This is a genomic window from Stenotrophomonas sp. YJH_SMC_33 (assembly GCF_059372295.1).
In genome coordinates this window covers 13,133-33,222 of the sequence record NZ_JCAFVJ010000003.1, presented here as the reverse complement: position 1 = coordinate 33,222, position 20,090 = coordinate 13,133, and the positions used below count along the sequence as shown (strand labels likewise).

At 67.8% G+C, this 20,090-nt stretch carries 18 protein-coding genes; 13 read left to right on the top strand and 5 right to left on the bottom strand.

Annotation, left to right across the window (positions count from 1 at the left end):
• Window position 1: 1 nt before the first annotated feature.
• From AC5P9W_RS06835 to AC5P9W_RS06825, 3 genes are all read right to left on the bottom strand, one after another.
• The gene (locus tag AC5P9W_RS06835) at window positions 2-586 is read right to left on the bottom strand and encodes an LPS-assembly lipoprotein LptE (RefSeq protein ID WP_019662114.1); all 585 of its coding nucleotides are present in this window, start codon (window positions 584-586) and stop codon (window positions 2-4) included.
• Window positions 587-722: 136 nt separating this feature from the next.
• Window positions 723-3,365, bottom strand: coding sequence for a leucine--tRNA ligase (gene leuS / locus AC5P9W_RS06830; protein WP_026347280.1), 2,643 nt, complete (start codon window positions 3,363-3,365; stop codon window positions 723-725).
• Between the two features lie 105 nt (window positions 3,366-3,470).
• Entirely contained in the window at window positions 3,471-4,073 is a 603-nt protein-coding gene (locus AC5P9W_RS06825; protein WP_019662116.1) for a DUF998 domain-containing protein, read from the bottom strand.
• 124 nt (window positions 4,074-4,197) lie between these two features.
• Between AC5P9W_RS06825 and trxA the strand changes: the two genes are divergently transcribed.
• From trxA to AC5P9W_RS06805, 4 genes are all read left to right on the top strand, one after another.
• Complete coding sequence (gene trxA / locus AC5P9W_RS06820) at window positions 4,198-5,055, top strand: thioredoxin (RefSeq protein ID WP_019662117.1); 858 nt, start codon at window positions 4,198-4,200, stop codon at window positions 5,053-5,055.
• 107 nt (window positions 5,056-5,162) lie between these two features.
• Window positions 5,163-6,863: a FecR family protein gene (locus tag AC5P9W_RS06815; RefSeq protein ID WP_111099028.1), complete on the top strand. Its 1,701-nt coding sequence runs from the start codon at window positions 5,163-5,165 to the stop codon at window positions 6,861-6,863.
• Window positions 6,860-8,485, top strand: a complete 1,626-nt coding sequence (locus tag AC5P9W_RS06810; RefSeq protein WP_207049885.1) for a CHASE2 domain-containing protein — start codon at window positions 6,860-6,862, stop codon at window positions 8,483-8,485. The genes AC5P9W_RS06815 and AC5P9W_RS06810 overlap by 4 nt, the downstream gene beginning before the upstream one ends.
• A 77-nt stretch (window positions 8,486-8,562) precedes the next feature.
• Window positions 8,563-9,015 carry a DUF4442 domain-containing protein gene (locus tag AC5P9W_RS06805; RefSeq protein ID WP_019662120.1) on the top strand — a complete coding sequence of 151 codons (453 nt, stop codon included), beginning with the start codon at window positions 8,563-8,565 and terminating at the stop codon, window positions 9,013-9,015.
• Between the two features lie 7 nt (window positions 9,016-9,022).
• Here AC5P9W_RS06805 and AC5P9W_RS06800 read toward each other — a convergent pair whose 3' ends face one another.
• Window positions 9,023-10,339 carry a hypothetical protein gene (locus tag AC5P9W_RS06800; protein ID WP_111099027.1) on the bottom strand — a complete coding sequence of 439 codons (1,317 nt, stop codon included), beginning with the start codon at window positions 10,337-10,339 and terminating at the stop codon, window positions 9,023-9,025.
• Between the two features lie 76 nt (window positions 10,340-10,415).
• Between AC5P9W_RS06800 and AC5P9W_RS06795 the strand changes: the two genes are divergently transcribed.
• The 9 genes from AC5P9W_RS06795 to rnfB all read left to right on the top strand — a co-directional run bounded on the left by AC5P9W_RS06795 (window position 10,416) and on the right by rnfB (window position 19,517).
• Window positions 10,416-11,111, top strand: a complete 696-nt coding sequence (locus AC5P9W_RS06795) for a DUF502 domain-containing protein (RefSeq protein ID WP_005414135.1) — start codon at window positions 10,416-10,418, stop codon at window positions 11,109-11,111.
• A complete protein-coding gene (locus AC5P9W_RS06790) occupies window positions 11,108-11,893 on the top strand; it encodes a queuosine precursor transporter (protein ID WP_021204314.1) in 786 nt (261 codons plus the stop codon). Before AC5P9W_RS06795 ends, AC5P9W_RS06790 begins: the two co-directional genes overlap by 4 nt.
• Window positions 11,894-11,987: 94 nt before the next feature.
• Window positions 11,988-13,928, top strand: a complete 1,941-nt coding sequence (locus AC5P9W_RS06785; RefSeq protein WP_346483945.1) for a DUF885 domain-containing protein — start codon at window positions 11,988-11,990, stop codon at window positions 13,926-13,928.
• Window positions 13,929-13,944: 16 nt separating this feature from the next.
• The gene (locus AC5P9W_RS06780; RefSeq protein ID WP_021204316.1) at window positions 13,945-15,015 is read left to right on the top strand and encodes a serine hydrolase domain-containing protein; all 1,071 of its coding nucleotides are present in this window, start codon (window positions 13,945-13,947) and stop codon (window positions 15,013-15,015) included.
• Window positions 15,012-15,416, top strand: a complete 405-nt coding sequence (gene gloA2, locus AC5P9W_RS06775) for an SMU1112c/YaeR family gloxylase I-like metalloprotein (RefSeq protein ID WP_227852895.1) — start codon at window positions 15,012-15,014, stop codon at window positions 15,414-15,416. The genes AC5P9W_RS06780 and gloA2 overlap by 4 nt, the downstream gene beginning before the upstream one ends.
• Window positions 15,417-15,793: 377 nt before the next feature.
• On the top strand, window positions 15,794-16,237 hold the full coding sequence (locus tag AC5P9W_RS06770; protein WP_005410552.1) for a DUF2147 domain-containing protein: 444 nt from the start codon (window positions 15,794-15,796) through the stop codon (window positions 16,235-16,237).
• Window positions 16,238-16,339: 102 nt separating this feature from the next.
• Entirely contained in the window at window positions 16,340-18,412 is a 2,073-nt protein-coding gene (metG, locus tag AC5P9W_RS06765; RefSeq protein WP_495218991.1) for a methionine--tRNA ligase, read from the top strand.
• A gap of 75 nt (window positions 18,413-18,487) precedes the next feature.
• Entirely contained in the window at window positions 18,488-19,078 is a 591-nt protein-coding gene (locus tag AC5P9W_RS06760; protein ID WP_346483946.1) for an HAD family hydrolase, read from the top strand.
• A gap of 25 nt (window positions 19,079-19,103) precedes the next feature.
• Window positions 19,104-19,517: an Rnf electron transport complex subunit RnfB gene (rnfB, locus tag AC5P9W_RS06755; RefSeq protein ID WP_111098026.1), complete on the top strand. Its 414-nt coding sequence runs from the start codon at window positions 19,104-19,106 to the stop codon at window positions 19,515-19,517.
• Between the two features lie 152 nt (window positions 19,518-19,669).
• Here rnfB and AC5P9W_RS06750 read toward each other — a convergent pair whose 3' ends face one another.
• Window positions 19,670-20,017 carry a RidA family protein gene (locus tag AC5P9W_RS06750; RefSeq protein WP_019662128.1) on the bottom strand — a complete coding sequence of 116 codons (348 nt, stop codon included), beginning with the start codon at window positions 20,015-20,017 and terminating at the stop codon, window positions 19,670-19,672.
• Between the last annotated feature and the right edge of the window lie 73 nt (window positions 20,018-20,090).

Below are 20,090 nucleotides of genomic sequence, written 5' to 3'. Positions count from 1 at the left end.
CTCAGTGCTTGGCTGCGGGGACCGGCTCGGCCGGTACCGCGCCTTCAATCGGCTTGGCTTTCGGCGCCGACAGGCTGCCGCCCTTCTCGAGCTCGGCACGCACCACGCTGTCGATGCGGCGGATGATCGAGGCGGACATTTCCCGGCGCAGCTCGTTGGCCAGGATCTCGCGTTCGGTGGTGGTACCGGTGGCGTCGGTCGGTGGCGACACGTAGTCACGCGAGAGCTCGATCACCTGCTGCGGCACCAGCTCGCTGCCGTCTTCGCGACGGAAAATGAAGATCACCGCGTAGCGCAGGCTGTATTCCTGCGCACGGCCCTGCGAGTCGATGGCGATCGGCAGGTCGCCCCAGCGTTCGGACAGCACCTGCAGCTGGGTACTGGGTTCGTTGCTGTCCTCATCAGCCAGCCTGGCACCGGAAGCCAGCAGGCTGCGGTTGAGCAGCTTGACCAGTTCACTGTACGGGGCGGTGGATACCACCTTCACCGGGGCGGTGTCGGTGGGCAGCATCAGCTTGTTGCGCAGATGGAAGCCGCAGCCGGCAAGGCCGAGGACAAGAACGAGGGCAAGCAGGATTCGGGTCATGGAGACAGTCTGGCGGAGCCGGGCGATCACGGCAACACACAGCGTGCCCGAAGCCGCGTGAATGCAGGGCCATCAAACGCCTGGCCCTGCACCGGAATGGCACCGGCCACCATACGGGTGGCCGGTGCGGGGTACATCAGGCGGCGACGATGTTCACGATCTTGCCGGGCACGATGATGATCTTGCGCACCGTCAGGCCTTCCAGGAACTTGGCCGCGTTGGGCTCGGCCAGCGCCAGTGCCTCCACCTGCTCGCGCGCGGCGTCGGCCGCCACGTCGATGGTGCCACGCAGCTTGCCGTTGACCTGCACCGCCAGGGTCAGCGCGTCGCGCACCAGCGCACTGGCATCGGCCTGCGGGAACGGCTGGTCTTCCAGCAGCGTCTCCGCGTGACCCAGCACCTGCCACAGGGCGTGGCTGGCATGCGGGGTGATCGGGTTCAGCAGCAGCACGATGGCCTGCAGCGCTTCCTGGCGCACCGCACGGCCCTGCTCACTGCCGTCCTCGAACTTGGCCAGTGCGTTCATCAACTCCATCACCGCAGCGATCGCGGTGTTGAAGCTGTGGCGGCGGCCGTAGTCGTCACCGACCTTGCCGATGGTTTCGTGGGTCTTGCGGCGCAGCGCCTTCTGGTTGGCGTCCAGTGCTGCAACATCCAGCGCCGGGGCGGCGCCGTCGGCGGCATGCTTCTGCACCTGGGCCCAGAGGCGGCGCAGGAAGCGGGCCATCCCGTCCACGCCGGCCTCGTTCCACTCCAGCGACTGCTCCGGCGGCGCGGCGAACATCGAGAACAGGCGCACGGTGTCGGCGCCGTACTTGCCGACCATCGCCTGCGGGTCCACGCCGTTGTTCTTCGACTTGGACATCTTCTCGGTGCCACCGACCACCACCGGCTGGCCGTCGGCGATCAGGGTGGCGCCGGTGATGCGGCCGCGCTCGTCGCGCTGCACTTCCACATCGGCCGGATTGATCCAGTCCTTCGAGCCGTCCGGGTTCGGGCGGTAATAGGTTTCGGCGATCACCATGCCCTGGCACAGCAGGTTGCGCGCCGGTTCGTTGCTGTCCACCATCCGCGCGTCGCGCAGCAGCTTGTGGTAGAAGCGGAAATACATCAGGTGCAGGATCGCGTGCTCGATGCCACCGATGTACTGGTCCACCGGCAGCCAGTAGTTGCCGCGCTTGTCGACAGCGTCACGGGCACCCGGCGAGGTGTAGCGGGCGTAATACCAGCTCGATTCCATGAAGGTGTCGAAGGTATCGGTCTCGCGCTCGGCCGCACCGCCGCAGTCCGGGCAGGTGGTCTTGCGCCATTCCGGGTCGGTCTTGATCGGCGAACCGGTACCCGAGAACGCCACGTCCTCCGGCAGCACCACCGGCAGTTGTTCTTCCGGCACCGGCACCGCGCCGCACTTGGCGCAGTAGATCACCGGAATCGGGCAGCCCCAGTAGCGCTGGCGGCTCACGCCCCAGTCGCGCAGGCGGTAGTTGACGCGGCGCTGGCCCTGGGCCTTGCGCTCGAAGCGTTCGGCCAGCGCTTCGAACGCGCCCTGGAAGTCCAGGCCGTCGAATTCGGCCGAGTTGACCAGCTCGAAGGCACGGCTCTTGTCGCTGTACCAGTCCTGCCAACGGCTGCCGTCCCAGGTGCGCTCTTCGTCGGTGCGCGGATCCTTCAGCGCGATGACCTGCTTGATCGGCAGCCCGTACTTGTTGGCCACTTCATTGTCGCGCTGGTCATGGCCCGGCACCGCCATCACCGCGCCGGTGCCGTAGCCCATCAGCACGAAGTTGGCGACCCACACCGGGACCGGCTCGCCGGTCACCGGGTGCAGCGCGCGCAGGCCGGTATCCATGCCGCGCTTTTCCTGGGTTTCCAGCTCGGCTTCGGACACCCCCCCCTGCTTCAGGTCGACCAGCAGCGCGGCCAGTTCCGGATTGTTCTTCGCCGCGTGCAGCGCCAGCGGGTGTTCGGCGGCAATCGACACGAAGGTCACGCCCATCACCGTGTCCGGGCGGGTGGTGAACACACGCAGCGGGTCCAGCGCGCTGCCGTCGACATCGCGCACGTCGAACTGGATCTCCAGGCCTTCGGAACGGCCGATCCAGTTACGCTGCATGGTCTTGACCGATTCCGGCCAGCCGTCCAGCTCGTCCAGGCCATCCAGCAGCTCCTGGGCATAGTCGGTGATGCGCAGGAACCACTGCGGGATCTCGCGCTTCTCGACCAGGGCACCCGAGCGCCAGCCGCGGCCGTCGATGACCTGCTCGTTGGCCAGCACGGTCTGGTCGACCGGGTCCCAGTTCACCACCGCATTGCGGCGATAGGCCAGGCCCTTGCGCATCAGGCGGGTGAACATGCGCTGCTCGTGGACGTAATAGTCCGGGCGGCAGGTGGCGAACTCGCGCGACCAGTCGATGGCGTAGCCCAGCGACTTCAGCTGGCTGCGCATGTGGTCGATGTTCTTGTAGGTCCACGCCGCCGGCGCGGTCTTGTTCTTGATCGCGGCGTTTTCCGCCGGCAGGCCGAACGCGTCCCAGCCCATCGGCTGCAGCACGTTGTGGCCGGTCATGCGCTTGTAGCGGCTGATCACGTCGCCAATCGTGTAATTGCGCACGTGGCCCATGTGCAGCGCACCGGACGGGTACGGAAGCATCGACAGGCAGTAGTACTTCGGCTTGTCCGAAGTCTCGTCGACCTCGAAGGCACGGGTAGCGTCCCAGTATTGCTGGGCGGCGGATTCAACCTGCTGCGGGTCGTAGGCGTTGGTTTCAGCGCTGGTCATGGAACACGCGGATGCGGCGGCAAAGCGGTACAGCGTACCGCAGTGCGGCAAACGTCTCCAATCCTGCCCGCCGGAGGCAGGCGCCGCGACGCCCCGGGAGGCGTCTCAGCGTGGGCGCGACAGCGGCAGGGCCGCCCCCAGCCAGACTGCCCAGCACGCAAACGCCAGCCGTTGTGCCAGCGGCGCCGGCAGTACGCCCTGCAGGGCAAACGCGGCCAGCGCGGCCAGCATGCCGCAGCCCAGCGCCAGTACGCCCAGCGCGCGGCCATGCACCTGGCGCAGACCGGATACGGCCAGCAGCAGGGTTCCGGCGACAAAACCCAGCACCCAGATCATCCAGGCGCTGGCATGCAGTTGGCTGGCCGGCCCGTGCAGGTCATCCACATCCAGCGGCAGCAACCCCATCGCGGCGAAGGCCAACCCGGCCAGCAGCAGCATCTGGCTGCCCACCCGTGGCGCCCAGCCGGCGGTTGCCGGCAGCCCGCGGCGCAGGCACTCGGCCACGATCGCCGCCAGCAGGCCCGGCAGCACGAAGCCCAGCAGATTGAAGGCCAGCGCATGCGGCACCCCCTGCGCGCCCAGCAGTGCCACCGGATGACGGGCTTGTGCGTAGCCGTCCAGGCCGGCGCCGAAACCGATCACCGCCAGTACAAACAGCAGCGCGGCGACCAGGCCAGGCAGGCGCAGCAACGGTGACAGGGACGACATGCAGACTCCGGAAAGTACGGCGAGAGGAAGACTGCATTGTCAGGCATTTACCACAACCCGGGTTGAGACCGGCATCGATCGTCACCATAGAATCGGACTCCAGACGCCAAACGATGCCTCCCCCATGACCGAGACGACCTACGTATTCGACGCCACCACTGCGACCTTCGAGGCCGAAGTCCTGCAGAAGTCGCTGCAGACGCCGGTGCTGGTCGACTTCTGGGCCACCTGGTGCGGGCCGTGCAAGACCCTGGGCCCAATGCTGGAAAAACTGGCCGCCGAGTACAACGGCGCCTTCGAACTGGCCAAGGTCGATGTCGACAAGGAACAGCAGATCGCAGCGGCCTTCCAGATCCGCTCGGTGCCGACCGTGTTCCTGGTCAAGGGCGGCCAGCTGGTGGACGGCTTCCCGGGCGCGATTCCGGAAGGCCAGCTGCGTGAGTTCCTGGCCCAGCACGGCATCGTGCCGGCCGATGTCGGCGACGCCGCGCCCGAAGATGACGCCCCGCTGGACCCGCAGGCGCAGGTCGATGTGCTGCGTGCCCAGATCGCCGCCGAGCCGGACAAGGACGAACTGAAGCTCGACCTGGCCCTGGCCCTGCTGCAGATCGGTGGCGTGGACGAAGCCGGCACCCTGATCGACGGCCTGCCCGCCAATCTGGCCACCGACGACCGCGCCGTGCGTGCCCGCGCCCGCCTGGCCTTCGCCGCCGCGCTGAAGGATGCCCCGGCCGCTGAAGTGCTGGACGCCCGCATCGCCGCCGATGGCAAGGACCTCAAGGCCCGCCATCTGCGCGGCGTGCAACTGTTGCTCGGGGGCCATGACGAAGCTGCGTTGGCCCAGTTCCTGGAAATGCTGCGGATCGACCGCACGTTCGAGGAAGGGCTGCCGCGCAAGGCCCTGATCGACGCCTTCAATGTGATCTCCGACGAGGACCTGGTCGGCCAGTACCGTCGCCGGATGGCCTCGCTGCTGTTCTGAACGGGAGCCGTCCTCGTTCAGAATCCCTGCACTGAACGCGGGCAATAATGCACTGGATGGCGGCCGTGCGGCCGCCACGATCCGTTCGGGGGGATGAGGTCGGGGCCATGGGGTCTTGCAGCTGCGCCCCCGCATTGCCGGGATTGCAAACTGTGACCTTCGTCCGCTCGCTGTCGTTCGCCATGCGCTTCCAGGGCGCGCTGCTCTGCGCTCTTCTCTTCCTGCCGGCCATTGCCGCGGCCCAGGACTGGAACTATCGGGTCCGTCCCGGCGATACCCTGTGGGACCTGGGTGGCCTGTATCTCAAGCCCTCGGTACGCTGGCAGCAGCTGCAACAGCACAACCGCATCGACAACCCCTACCAGCTGCCGCCGGGGCAGCTGCTGCGCTTCCCGATCAGCTGGCTGCGCATCGAACCAGCCCCCGCCCGCGTGCTGTCGGTAAGGGGCAAGGTCGAACTGTCCGGCGCCGATGGCAGCGCCACGCGCGCGCTACTGGCCGGGGAACAGCTTCGCATCGGTGACACGGTGCAGACCGAGGGCGACTCCAGCGTCACGCTTGAATTCGCCGACGCTTCCCGCCTGCAGCTGCGCGAGCATTCCCGGCTGCGCCTGGACCAGCTCAGCCGTTACGGCCACACCGGCATGGTCGATACCCGCGTGCGCCTCCAGCAGGGCCGCGCCAGCAACCGGGTGACGCCTGCCCGTGGCCCCGCCTCGCGCTACATCATCGATGCACCTACGGCGACCAGCAGCGTACGCGGTACCGTATTCCGGGTCAGCGCCGGTGACGCCGGCCACGTGGCTGCCACCGAAGTGCTGCAGGGCAAGGTGCAGGTCGGCAACATCCACGGCAAGCGCCTGGTCCAGCCTGGACAGGCCAGCCTCAGCAGCAGCGCCGATACGGCGCCGGATGCTGTCTCCGCGCTTCTTCCAGCACCGCAGCTGCGCAGCGACGGCATGCGCCTGGCGCCCTTGCCGGCCCTCCTCGCCTGGGACCCCGTCGACGGCGCCGCCCGCTACCGCGTTGAAGTGGTGCTGTCGGCAACGCCGGAAATCCTGCTGTTTGCCGCCACCACCACCGATACCCGGCTGGCGATCGGCGACCTGCCCCCCGGCCAGTTGCGCATCCTGTTGCGCGCCGTGGATGCGCAGGGTGTGGAAGGCCTCGACGCCAGCGCCGATTTCGAACTCGGCGACCAGCCCCCGCCGCCACTGACGGTGGCCCCGCTGCACGGGCAGACCATCAACAGCGACCGACCGCGCTTCCGTTGGAGCCAAGCGCCCGGTGCGCGCAGCAGCGTGCTGCAGATTGCCGCCGAGCCGAACTTCGAGCAACCGCTGCAGGAACAAAGCACCCCGGTCACCGACCTGCGCCTGGCGCAGCCGCTGCCGCCCGGCCAGTACTTCTGGCGGGTGGCCTCGCGCGATGGCAACGGCCACCAGGGCCGCTATGGCCAGGCCCTGCCCTTGCAACTGAGCAATGAACCGGTCGACCCGGCCCTGCAGCCGCCCGAGGCCACGCGTGGCGAACTGACCCTCCGCTGGCAGGCCGGCAGCGAAGGCCAGCGGTACCGGGTGCAGGTGGACCGTCGAGGCGACTTCCGGGCACCCCTGGTCGACCAGACCGTAAGCGAGCCGCAGGTCAGCTTCAAGCAGCCGTGGAGCGGCACCCTGCATGTGCGCGTGCAGTACATCGACGACGACGGGCATGCGGGCGAGTACTCGCCGGCCCAGCAGATCAAGCTGCCTTGCCGTCTGTGCTACGGCGCTGGTGGCGGCGCCCTGCTGCTGTTGCTGTTGTTATGAGGCGCTCGCCGCTGCCGTGGTCGAAGCGGATTCTGCTGGCACTGCTGGCCGGCGTGCTGACGGTGATCGCCAGCCACGGCCAGTGGCTGTGGCGCCAGGACGAAGCCGCCTATGACGCCATGGTTGGGAATTGGGACTACCGCCCCGACCCCAGCGTGCTGATCGTGGCCATCGACGAGGGCAGCCTGCAGCGCATCGGCCAATGGCCCTGGCCCCGTTCGGTCCATGCGCGCCTGCTGGACCGGCTGACCGACGCCGGTGCCGAGCGCATCGCACTGGACCTGATGCTGTCTGAGCCGGATCGACGCGACAGCCAGCAGGACGATGAACTGGCCACAGCGATCCGCCGCAGTGGCCGGGTGGTGCTGCCAGTGCTGGCGGCGCCGGCCGCCGGCGACCGCATGGCCGAGGAAATGCTGCCGATTCCGCAGATCGCGAGCAGTGCTGCGGCAATCGGCCATACCGATGTGGAAGTGGACGGCGATGGCGTCGCGCGCGGTGTGTATCTGCATGCGGGCATCGGCAAGGCCCATTGGCCGGCGTTGGGCCTGGCGCTGGCCGACCTGCCGCCGGGCACGGTGCACGGCCTGCCTGATCCCGATCCGCAGATCGGTTCGCCCTATCAGTGGCGACGCGACGACTACGTGCGCGTGCGCTATGCGGGGCCGCCCGAGCGCCTGCCGCAGGTGTCCTATGCCGACGTACTTGATGGTCACGTGGACACGGCGATGCTGCATGGCCGCCGCATCGTGGTGGGCATGACGGCCAGCGGCATCGCACCGCGGCTGTTGACCCCGACCACCCGCGAGTACTGGATGAGCGGCAGCGAATACCAGGCCAACATCGCGTCGATGCTGCTGCAGCACAAGCAGATCGATCTGCTGCCACGCCTCTGGCAGCACGCCATCAGCGGCGTGCTGGCCGCGTTGTGCGTGCTCCTGCTCGGCCTGCGCCTGCCATGGCTTGCCGCACTGTGCTCGCTGCCGCTTCCACCGCTGCTGAGCTGGTTGCTGTTGCGTGCCGGTGACCTGTGGTGGGCACCGGCAAGCGCAATGCTGGGCATCCTGCTGGTGTTGCTGTCCTGGGCGATCTGGCGGATCTCGGCCTGGCACCGCCAGGCCAACCGTGATGCGCTGACCGGCCTCGGCAATCGCCTGCGTTTCGAGCAGTCACTGCAGCAGGAATGCGATGCCGCGCGCCGCAGTGGCAGGTCCTTGAGCCTGGCACTGATCGACGTCGACCATTTCAAGCGCCACAACGACCGCCACGGGCATCAGGTCGGCGACCGCGTGCTGCGCGATGTTGCACGGCTGATCGGTGCGCATGCTCGGCGCCCACGCGACATGGCCGCGCGCTACGGTGGCGATGAGTTCGCACTGGTGCTGCCGGATACCCCGGCCGAAGGCGCACGCCAGGTCATCGAGGACCTGATCGCCTGCGTGCGTGCACTGCCGGCCCCCGGTGATGGCAGCGACGGTGCCGTCACCCTCACCATCGGCGTGTTCACCCGCGTGCCTGACGGCACGCTGCAACCGCATCATTTCGTCGAAGGCGCCGACGCCGCGTTGTACCAGGCCAAGGCCAACGGCCGCGACGGGTATGTGATCGACGACAAGGCGTGACCCTCGCCGCCGCCGGGGTGCAACATACGCATGCGAATGGCTAGACTGGGCGCCTCGCCCTGCGTCCCCGCACCCGCATGAACGCCCACCTGTTCCGCTTCGGTATCAATCTCTGGCCACCGTTCCTGTTCACCGGCATCCATGTCACCCGCATCACGCCGGACTACCGGCAGATAGATGTCGAGCTGCGCCTGCGGCCATGGAACCGCAACTACGTCGGCACGCACTTTGGCGGCAGCCTGTTCGCGATGACCGATCCATTCTGGATGCTGGGCCTGCTGCACATCCTCGGGCGCGACTACTACGTGTGGGACCGAGCAGGCGCCATCGACTTCCTCAAGCCCGGCCGCGGCACCGTACGCACGTCATTCCGCATCGACGACGCGCTGCTGGATGAACTGCGCACGGAAGCAGCCAGTGGTGAGAAGGTGCTGCGCTGGTTCAGCAACGACGTGGTCGATGAGAGCGGCGAAGTGGTCGCCCAGGTGCGCAAGCAGGTCTACCTGCGGTTGAAGCCACACGCACGCTGAGCGCGCCTCAATCGCGCGCCAACGCAGCCGAAGCTGGCTCCGCCTGCAGCGGTACCGTCAGCCACGGGTTCTCATCAGCGCTGCGCGCTGGAGAGCGCCGCGGCACCTGCAGATGGTGGCCATCGGCGGACAGCTGCGGCGACCGCACCGGCGAGCGGAACTGCGCCGGCAGCCGCTGCAGGGCGTGCACCGGATCGTCCGTCTGCTGCCGCAGCCAACGCTGCGCCCCCAGCAGCCGCACCATCGCCGCGGCATCCTGTGGCCGTGACGAATACGCAGGATAGACGGGCGCGGCAATCTCGGTCAGCACGCACCCCATCACATTGGACAGGCAACCGAAATCCCGCTGCGGCGGCGCTTGTAACGGCAGCGGCCGATCGGCCTCCAGCGCGGCCGTGGCGGCTGCGCCACAGGCCCAGCCAAGATTGCCGGCCACGCGCGCCAACGTGCTGCGCCGGTCAAGCACCAGGACGCCACCAAATTCCCGGGCCGAGGACTCGATCGCCGCCCGGCTCATCGCGTACTCGCCCTGCATAGCACGGCACAGGCTCTGTTCCTCGGCCCGCAACGGCTGCATGGCCTGTTCGCACTCGGCCGGCAGGGGGTGGTCGGCAGGCAGTTCAACCAGCATGTCGGCCAGCAGCTGGGCATTGGCCTGCACCAGGCTGGCACCGATGATGCTCTCGACCAGATAACTGCTGCCGGGCACCAGCCGCCGGCCCAGCTGCAGGCCACGGCAGGCACCACGCAGGGCACCGTCAATGTCACCCTGCACATAGGCCAGCGCGCGTGCACTGGTGGCGTCCATCACTACGCCATAGGCCGGCAACGGGACCAGAATGCCCTCGCCCTTCGGCGGGAACGGCGACGCGAAGTAGTCGGCGTCGGCCAGCTGATCCAGCCGCGCATGCAACTGCTGGTGCCCGGCGTGGGCCTCCACGAAGCGTTGCGGGTCCGCGCGGACCTGGGCGAGACAGCCGCTGGCGGCCGGCCCGCAACTGGCCCCGGGCCGCGAGTGCAGCTCGGCATGGTTGGCTACCAGGTGTGTCCGGCCGCTGCTTCCGCCATGTGCATCGGCTTCCCAGCGCCGTACATCCTCGGCCAGCGCCTGCTCGCGCTGCTGGGCATCCAGATCGTCGAACGGCAGCGTCCACAACAGTGCATATCCATTGCGGCCGCTCACCGGCAGGCGTGCTTCCAGTCGCTGCTGCGCCTGCAGGCGCGATTCGGGCACCGGCCACATGCGCGAGGCGCACCACACCACGATGGCCAGCACCAGCAGGCCTGCCAGGGTCCAGCCCAGTCCGCGCAGAATCTTCAACACAGCTTCCCTTCCATGTGCCGTTGCCGCAGTCGATTCCCCAGCGTAATCGACCGGCCGTGACCGCTACAATGCGCGCATGTCGCTCGAAGCCCCCGCCCTGGTCCCCCGCCCCTCCCTGCAGCGCCTGTTCCTGACCGGCCTGCTGACCCTGCTGCCGATCTGGCTGACCTGGGTCGTGGTCAAGTTCGTGTTCGTGCTGCTGTCGGGTATTTCCAGCCCGCTGGTGGTGCCGCTGTCCGAACAGATCGCAACCAGCTTCCCGCACTATCTGGGCTGGGTCCGCGCCGAGTGGATCCAGGACACCATCGCCCTGCTGGCCACCCTGCTGGTGATCCTGGCGGTGGGCGTGGCCAGCCGCCGCGTGCTCGGCCAGCGCCTGCTGCGCTGGGTCGGCGCGGTCATCAAGCGTATTCCGTTGGCCAGCATCATCTACGACAGCGCCAAGAAGCTGCTGGACATGCTGCAGACCGAACCGGGCAGCACCCAGCGCGTGGTGCTGATCGACTTCCCGCATCGCGACATGAAATCGGTCGGCCTGGTAACCCGCGTGATCAAGGAACACGGCACCGACCGTGAGCTGGCCGCGGTGTATGTACCGACCACGCCGAACCCGACCTCGGGCTATCTGGAAATCGTGCCGGTGGAACTGCTGACCCCGACCGACTGGACCGTCGATCAGGCCATGAGCTTCATCATCTCCGGCGGTGCCGTGGCACCATCCAGCGTGCCGTTCACCCGCGCCGGCGAACGCACTGGCGAACGCACCGAATGACACCGGCGCCGATCGAGCGCCCGCTGCAGGACCGCGCGGTCCTGCTGTTCATCGTGCTGGCCGCGTTCTTCTGCGGCAACGCGGTGCTGGCCGAGCTGATCGGGGTGAAGATCTTCGCGCTGGAAGACACTCTGGGCATCGATCCGCTGAACTGGAACCTGTTTGGCCAGACCGGCTCGCTCAGCTTCACCGCGGGTACCCTGCTGTGGCCGGTGGTGTTCATCATGACGGACACGATCAACGAGTTTTTCGGCAAGCGCGGCGTGCGCTTCATCTCGTGGTTGGCCGTGGTGCTGATCGCCTATGGCTTCCTGTTCGCCTTCGCAGCGATCTCGCTGGCTCCGGCCAGCTGGTGGGTCACCTCGATGGACGGCCACGGCGTGCCGGACTACCAGGCGGCATTCGCCGCGGTGTTCGGCCAGGGCATGTGGACCATCGCCGGTTCGCTGGTGGCCTTCCTGCTCGGCCAGCTGATCGACGTGGCCGTGTTCCATCGCATCCGCCAGGCCACCGGCGAGCGCCACGTGTGGCTGCGTGCGACCGGATCCACCGCGATCTCCCAGGTGGTGGACAGCTTCGTGGTGATCTGGATCGCCTTCGTGCTCGGCCCGCAGCACTGGCCGACGTCGCTGTTCCTGGCCGTCAGCAGCGTCAACTACATCTACAAGATGGGCTTTGCGATCGCATTGATCCCGTTGCTGTACCTGATGCGGCGCGCGATCACCCGCTACCTGGGCGCCGACAGGGCCGCCGCCCTGCGCGCCGCGGCTGCGGCTGACTGAAGCCCCAGCGGCAAAAAGCTGACTGCGCCTTCACGCTGGCCGTACGCGGCCGGATCGTGCAAGCTCCACGGTCTGTGTTCCACGGAAGCTCCTGATGCCGCATCCCACCCGCGCCCTGGCCGTCGCCATCGCCGCGTTGTTCCTGTTCAGCGCCGTGCCGTCGGCCGAAGCAGCGAAGAAGAAGGCCAGCCGCCCTGCCGCCGCGCAGACCCGCCAGGCCGCCAAGCCCAAGGCCCGGCCCGCCCGCGCCACCGCGCCGGCCCGTGGCAGTTCGGCGCGCCGCGCCGCGCCGCGTCCGGTCGCAGCGGCCCGGGCCGTGCCCAAGCAGGTGCAGCTGGAGCGCCTGTACGACGAATACTGGGATGCCTCGATGCGGTTGAATCCGCTGCAGGCAACCTTCCAGGGCGAGGCCCGCTACAACGACCAGCTGCCCAACATCCTGTCCGCCGCCTGGCGCCAGCAGTCGCACGACTTCACCACGCAGTGGCTGGGCAAGGTCGAAAAACTCGGCAGCGACGGCCTGCAGGGCCAGGACCTGCTCAGCTACGAGATCTTCGTGCGCGACGCGCGCGCCTCGCTGGCTGCCGAGCGTTACCCGAGCTGGATGATGCCGATCAGCCAGTACTACAACATCGGCAGCATCATGGCGATCCTCGGCTCAGGTGCCGGCGCGCAGCCGTTCAACACCGTGCAGGACTACGACACCTGGTCGCGCCGCTCGCTGGGCATTCCCGAGCTGTTCGACCAGGCCATCGACAACATGCGCCAGGGCATGAGGGCCGGCGTGGTGCAGCCCCGCGACCTGATGGAGAAGGTGCTGCCGCAGCTGGATGCGGTGATCAAGCCGACTGCCGAAGAGAGCATCTTCTGGTCGCCGATCCGCACCATGCCCAACACCATCGGGGCGGAGGACAAGGCGCGCATCAGCGCCGAGTACAAGCGCATGATCGAGCTGCGCATCATGCCGGCCTACCGCGCCCTGCGCGGCTTCATCGCCACCGAATACCTGCCGGCCACGCGCACCAGCAGCGGCCTGGGCGCGCTGCCCGATGGCCAGGCCTGGTACGCCAGCCTGATCGTGCAGACCACCGCCAGCGACCAGAACGCCGCGCAACTGCACGCGCTGGGCGAGCAACGCGTGCAGGAGCTGCAGGCGCAGATTGCCACCGTGATGAAGGATGCCAAGCTGCGCGGCACGCCGACCAAGCTGCTGCGCAGCATGCGCAACGACCGCCAGTTCCAGTACGGTGACGCCAACGCATTGATCAACCGTTACCGCCAGGTGCAGCAGCAGGTCAACGCACGCCTGCCGCAGGTGCTCGATACGCTGCCAAAGTCCGCACTGGACGTCCGTGCGGTGGAACCGGAGCGTGCGCTCACCGCCGCGGCAGCGGCCTATCAGCCGTCCGCGGCCGGACAACCGGCCGTGTTGTACGTGAACACCCGCGACCTGCCCACCCGCAAGCGCTGGAACGTGCCGGTGCAGTACCTGCATGAAGCGATTCCCGGCCACCACGTGCAGCTGGGCCTGCAGCAGGAACTGGCCAAGCTGCCACGCTTCCGCCGCCTCGGTGGCGATCTCGCCTTCGTCGAAGGCTGGGGCCTGTATGCCGAAACGCTGGGTGAGAACCTGGGCATCTACACCGATCCCTACGACCGCATCGGCTACCTGTATTCGCGCCTGCTGCGCGCCGCCCGCGTGGTGGCCGACACCGGCGTGAACGCACAGGGCTGGAGCAAGCAGCAGGCCGTCACCTACCTGCAGAAGACCGTGGACATGAGCAGCGACGACGCCAACGCCGAAGTCGAGCGGATCATGGCCCAGCCCGGCCAGGCGCTGTCCAACGTGGCGGGCCTGACCACCATCGTCGCTCTGCGCGACAAGGCCAAGGAACGCCAGGGCGCCGCCTTTGACCTGCGCCGTTTCCACGCCGAACTGCTGAAGGACGGCTCCATGCCGCTGGACGTGCTGGGCCGCAAGATGGAACGCTGGATGGCGCAGCCCGCCAGCGCCACACCAGCCCCTTCACCCTGACCCCTCCGGAGCCGCCATGCGCCCTGCCGTCGCCCTGTTCGCCGTCGTGCTGGGCCTGCTGCCAGTGGCGGGCTCCGCCGCGCCGGTGCTGACCCCACCGGATGCGGGCATCGACGGCCTGATGCAGGCCTACGATGGCCGGGTGCCCGGCGCCGCCGTGCTGGTGCTGCATGACGGGCAGCCGGTGTTCCGCCGTGGCTACGGCCTGGCAGTGGTGGAGGACGGTACTGCGGTCACTGCCGCCAGCAACTTCCGGCTGGCCTCGGTCAGCAAGCAGTTCACCGCTGCGGCGGTGCTGCTGCTGGTGGAGGATGGACGGCTGGGGTTGAATCAGCCTGCACGACAGTGGCTGCCCGAACTGCCGCCGGCTGCAGCGGCCATCACGATCCGCCAACTGCTCTCGCACACCAGCGGCCTGCTCGATTACGAAGACCTGATGGACCCGGCTGACACGCGGCAGGTGCATGACGCCGACGTGCTGACCCTGCTGTCGCGCGAGGACCGCCTGAATTTCGCACCCGGCACGCAGTACCGCTACAGCAACAGCGGCTACGCGCTGCTGGCCCTGATCGTCGGCCGCGCGTCCGGCCAGGATTTCGCCACCTTCCTGCAGCAACGCATCTTCCGCCCGCTTGGCATGGCGCATACCGTGGCCCACCAGGACGGCGTGGACACGGTCGCCGCGCGCGCCTATGGCTACAGCCGGATCGACGGCCGCTGGCAGCGCACCGACCAGAGCACCACCAGCGCCGTGCTCGGCGATGGCGGCATCTATTCCTCGCTGGACGATCTCGCCCGCTGGGACGCCGCGCTGTATGACGACCGGCTGCTGTCGAAGGCTTCGCGCCGCGCGATGTTCAGCCCGGCCACGGCCACATCGGAACCGGACGTGCCGCATTACGGTTTTGGCTGGCGCCTGAACGGCCCGGTGCAATGGCACAGCGGCGAGAGCATCGGCTTCCGCAACGTGATCGTGCGCCACCCGGAAAAGCACCTGACCGTGATCGTGCTGACCAACCGCAACGATCCCGAACCGTACCCGCTGGCGCAGAAGATCGCCCAGCGCTGGCTGGACACTCTGCAATGAACACCGGTTCCGACGCCCTGCTGGGCATCCACCACGCCGCACTGATCTGCAGCGACTACGCACGCTCGAAGGACTTCTACGTGCGCATCCTCGGCCTGCGCGTGCTGGCCGAGAACCACCGCGCTGCGCGCGATTCCTGGAAACTGGACCTGGCCCTGCCCGACGGCGGCCAGCTGGAGCTGTTCTCCTTCCCCTCACCACCACCGCGCCCCAGCCGCCCCGAAGCCCAGGGCCTGCGCCACCTCGCGTTCCGGGTGGCTGTACTGGAACCCTTCATCCAGCGCCTGGCCGCGCATGGCGTCGCCTGCGAACCGGTCCGCGTGGACGAGTACACCGGCCGCCGCTTCACCTTCTTCGCCGATCCGGATGGCCTGCCGCTGGAGCTGTACGAAGTCGATTGAGCGTTTTCAATCGTGATTCATCCATGCATGGCATGGATCTACGTGTCGACCAAGGTCGACACCCACCAAGAGCAGGCCGTTCCATTCCGGCAGATCGCAGGAATCTGTCAGAGGTGGGGCGGTGTGGATGGGCAGGACCGTTGGCGCCATGGATGGCGCCATCGAGCCCCCATGGATGGGTTTACGGCGTGTCCTGCCCACCCACACCGCCCCGCCATCCCACGGATAGCTCGCTGTTGCGCTTGCTTCGGCTGTTGCCGTTGCCTCTGCGGGTGCAGGGCGCAGCCCTGCAAAGCCCCCCTTCCCCATACCCCGCCGAATGGGTATACAGTCGACCCATGCCGGCACCGTGCCGGAATGAACCCTGGGAGGGGACCATGCGCAAGACCTTCAAGACCCTGCTGCTGGCACTGCCGCTGTGCCTGGCCGCGCTCTCGGCGCAGGCCGCCGATGGCGCCGCAGGCCGCTGGAAGACCATCGACGACAAGACCGGCAAGGTGAAGTCGATCGTCGAGATCACCCAGGCCGCCAACGGCACGCTGACCGGCAAGGTGGTCGACATCCTGCACTCGGACAAGGGCCCGAACCCGGTCTGTGACGGCTGTGAAGGCGCCAACAGGAACAAGCCGGTGAAGGGCATGACCATCCTCTGGAACCTGAAGGCCGACGGCGCCAACAAGTGGTCCGGCGGCACCATCCTCGATCCGGCCAATGGCAAGACCTACAAGTCGAAGATGGAACTGCAGCCCGGCGGCACCCGGCTGGACGTGTCCGGCTGCATCGCCTTCATCTGCCGCGCGCAGACCTGGCAGCGCGAATAAGCGCCTTGGCCCCCGCTTGAACCCCGTGACCCGGCCCCGGCCGGGTCACCTCGTTGCGGGCATGCGATACTCTGCGGTTCCCCTCGGCTTCACCCCGCGACCATGACCCGTACCGCGCTCGTCACCACCGCCCTGCCCTACGCCAACGGCCCGCTGCACCTGGGCCACCTGGTCGGCTACATCCAGGCCGACATCTGGGTGCGTGCGCGGCGAATGAGCGGCGGCAGGGCCTGGTTCGTGTGCGCCGACGACACCCACGGCACGCCGATCATGCTGGCCGCGGAAAAGGCCGGGGTCACCCCGGAAACCTTCATTGCCAACATCCAGGCCAGTCACGAACGTGACTTCGCCGCCTTCGGCGTGGCCTTCGACCACTACGACTCCACCAACTCGGCGGCCAACAAGGCGCTGACCGAGCAGTTCTACCTGAAGCTGGAGGCAGCCGGCCACATCAGCCGCCGTTCGGTGGCGCAGTTCTACGACCCGGCCAAGGGCATGTTCCTGCCCGATCGCTACGTCAAGGGCATCTGCCCGAACTGCGGCAGCCCCGACCAGTACGGCGACAACTGCGAAGTGTGCGGCGCCACCTATGCGCCGACCGACCTGAAGGAGCCGCGTTCGGTCATCTCCGGTGCCACGCCGGAAATGCGCGATTCGGAACACTTCTTCTTCGAGGTAAGCCACTTCGATGCGTTCCTGCGCGAATGGCTGGCCGGCGACGTCGCCCTGCCGGGGGTGAAGGCCAAGCTGGGCGAGTGGCTCAATGCCGAGGGTGGCCTGCGCGCGTGGGACATCTCGCGCGATGCGCCGTACTTCGGCTTCCAGATTCCCGGCCAGCCGGGCAAGTACTTCTACGTCTGGCTGGACGCGCCGATCGGCTACCTGTCCAGCTTCCAGACCCTGTGCGGCAGGATCGGCGAGGACTTCGACGCGCACCTGCGCGCCGGCACCGCCACCGAGCTGCACCATTTCATCGGCAAGGACATCGTCAATTTCCACGGCCTGTTCTGGCCGGCCGTGCTGCATGGCACCGGCCATCGTGCGCCGACGCGCCTGCACGTGAACGGCTACCTGACCGTGGACGGCGCCAAGATGAGCAAGTCGCGCGGCACCTTCGTGATGGCCCGTACCTTCCTCGACGCGGGCCTGGAACCGGAGGCACTGCGCTACTACTACGCCGCCAAGTCCAGCGGTGGCGTCGACGATCTCGACCTGAACCTGGGTGACTTCATCGCCCGCGTCAACGCCGACCTGGTGGGCAAGTTCGTCAACCTGGCCAGCCGCTGCGCCGGCTTCATCAGCAAGCGCTTCGACGGCCAGCTGGCCGCGCAGCTGCCTGATGCCGCGCAGTACCAGCGCTTCGTCGACGGCCTGGCACCGATCCGTGAAGCCTACGAGCGCAACGACCCGGCTGCGGCGATCCGCCTGACCATGGCCCTGGCCGACGAAGCCAACCGCTACATCGACGACGTCAAGCCATGGGTCATCGCCAAGCAGGAAGGCGCCGACGCGCAGCTGCAGGCCGTGTGCAGCCAGGGCCTGAACCTGTTCCGCGTGCTCGTCACCGCACTGAAGCCGGTGCTGCCGGCCACCGCCGCGCAGGCCGAGGCCTTCCTGGCCGCGCCGGTGAACGACTGGACCGAGCTGGCGCAGCCGCTGCTGGATCACCGCATCGCCGACTACACCCCGCTGTTCACCCGTATCGACCCGAAGAAGATTGACGCCATGATCGACGCCTCCAAGGACACCCTGCAGCCGGCCGCTGCCGCTGCCCCCTCTGCCAAGCCGGCCGCCCCGGCCCCGGCCCCGGCCAAGGACGAAGCAAAGAGCGCCGACGCGCCGGCCTACATCGGCATCGACGATTTCGCCAAGCTCGACCTGCGTATCGGCAAGGTGCTGGTGTGCGAGTTCGTGGAAGGCTCGGACAAGCTGCTGCGCTTCGAACTGGACGCCGGCGAGCTGGGCAAGCGCCAGATCTTCTCCGGCATTCGTGGCAGCTACGGCGAGCCGGAGCAGCTGGTGGGCCGCAACGTGGTGTTCATCGCCAACCTGGCCCCGCGCAAGATGCGCTTCGGCCTGAGCGAAGGCATGATCCTGTCGGCCGGTTTCGACGGTGGCGCGCTGGCGCTGCTGGACGCCGACAGCGGCGCGCAGCCGGGCATGCCGGTGCGCTGATGCCTGCAGCGGGCGCGGCCACCGCCGCGCCCGCCGGCAGCACCGGCCACGGGGCACGCGATGGGAGGCAACGGAATGGAACTGGCGCTGTTCGACTTCGACCACACCGTGACCACCTGCGATACCTATGGCCGCTTCCTGCGCCGCGTGGCCACCGCCGAACAGCTGGCGCAGGCGTGGTGGAAGGTCGGCCCGTGGCTGGCTGCGTACAGGCTGAAACTGATCTCGGCCGAACGCATCCGCGCACGCGTCACCCGTTTGACCTTCAGTGACCGCCACAGCGATGACATCGCCACGCTGGCGGCCGGCTTCTCGCGTGAGTTCCTGCCCGACGTGGTACGCCCGGAAATGCTGGAGCAGATCCGCTGGCACAAGGAACAGCAGCACACCGTGGTGATCGTGTCCGGTTCGCTGGACCTGTACCTGCAGCCATGGTGCGAGCAGCTGGGCCTGCAGCTGATCTGCAACCGGTTGGAGAGCCGGGACGGACGCCTGACCGGCCGTTACGTCGGCGGCGACTGCGGCCCGCGCAAGGCCGAGCACATTCGACGCCGGTTCGATCTGTCGCGCTACGTGCGCATCCATGCCTACGGTGACAGTGCCGAAGACAGGCCGATGCTGGCGCTGGCCCACGAGCGCTGGTTCCGTGGGAGACCCTTGAAGTGAACTTGACGCGCAGCCTTCGCCACGCATGAGCCTGATTCCGCCCCTGACCGAACGCCTCGACCGCCTGCTGCCGCAGACCCAATGCGGGCAATGCGGCTACGACGGCTGCCGCCCGTATGCTCAGGCCATGGCGCGCGGCGACGCGGGCGTGGACCGCTGCCCGCCGGGCGGAGATGCCGGTGCGCGTGCGCTGGCGCAGGTGCTGGGCGTACCGGCGATTCCGTTCGATCGTTCGCGCGGCGAGCACAAGGCACCGCAGGTGGCAGTGATCGTCGAAGCCGACTGCATCGGCTGTACCAAATGCATCCAGGCCTGCCCGGTGGATGCCATCGTCGGTGGCGCCAAGTACATGCACACGGTCATCGCCGACCTGTGCACCGGCTGCGAGCTGTGCATCCCGCCATGCCCGGTGGACTGCATCGAGCTGGTGCCAGCGTAGCCACCGGACCAACCGGCAGTGGAGCGGCGGGGTAGAGTCGACTGCTAGTCGACTGCTCTTCGTTCCGGCGGCGCAAAACCGCGCGCTGCGTGCGATAGTCGGCCAACAGTCGACTCTACCCCCTCCCTGGTGGGAGGTGACCTTGCCTGCCGTTACGGTACTGCCGCCGTCACCACGATCTCGACCTTCCAGTCGGCGTGGGCCAGCTTGGCCTCGACCGTGGCACGTGCCGGGGTCGCGCCTTCAACCACCCATTCGTCCCATGCCTTGTTCATGCCGTCGAAGTCGGCCATGTCGGCCAGGAAGATCTCCGCACGCAGCACGTGCTGGCGGTCACTGGCGACCAGCGCCAGCAGCTTGTCGATCTCCGCCAGCACCTGCCGGGTCTGGCCGGTGATGTCCTGGCTGGTGTCCTCCGGAATCTGGCCGGAGAGGTAGGCGACCTTGTTGTATACGGTCATTTCGGACATGCGCGGTCCGACGTCGTAACGCTCCATCATGGGCGTGGCTCCTGCGGTTGATCAGGCCTGCATTGTCCTCCAAACCGGTCGACGGTGGGTGCACGGGTGCCCT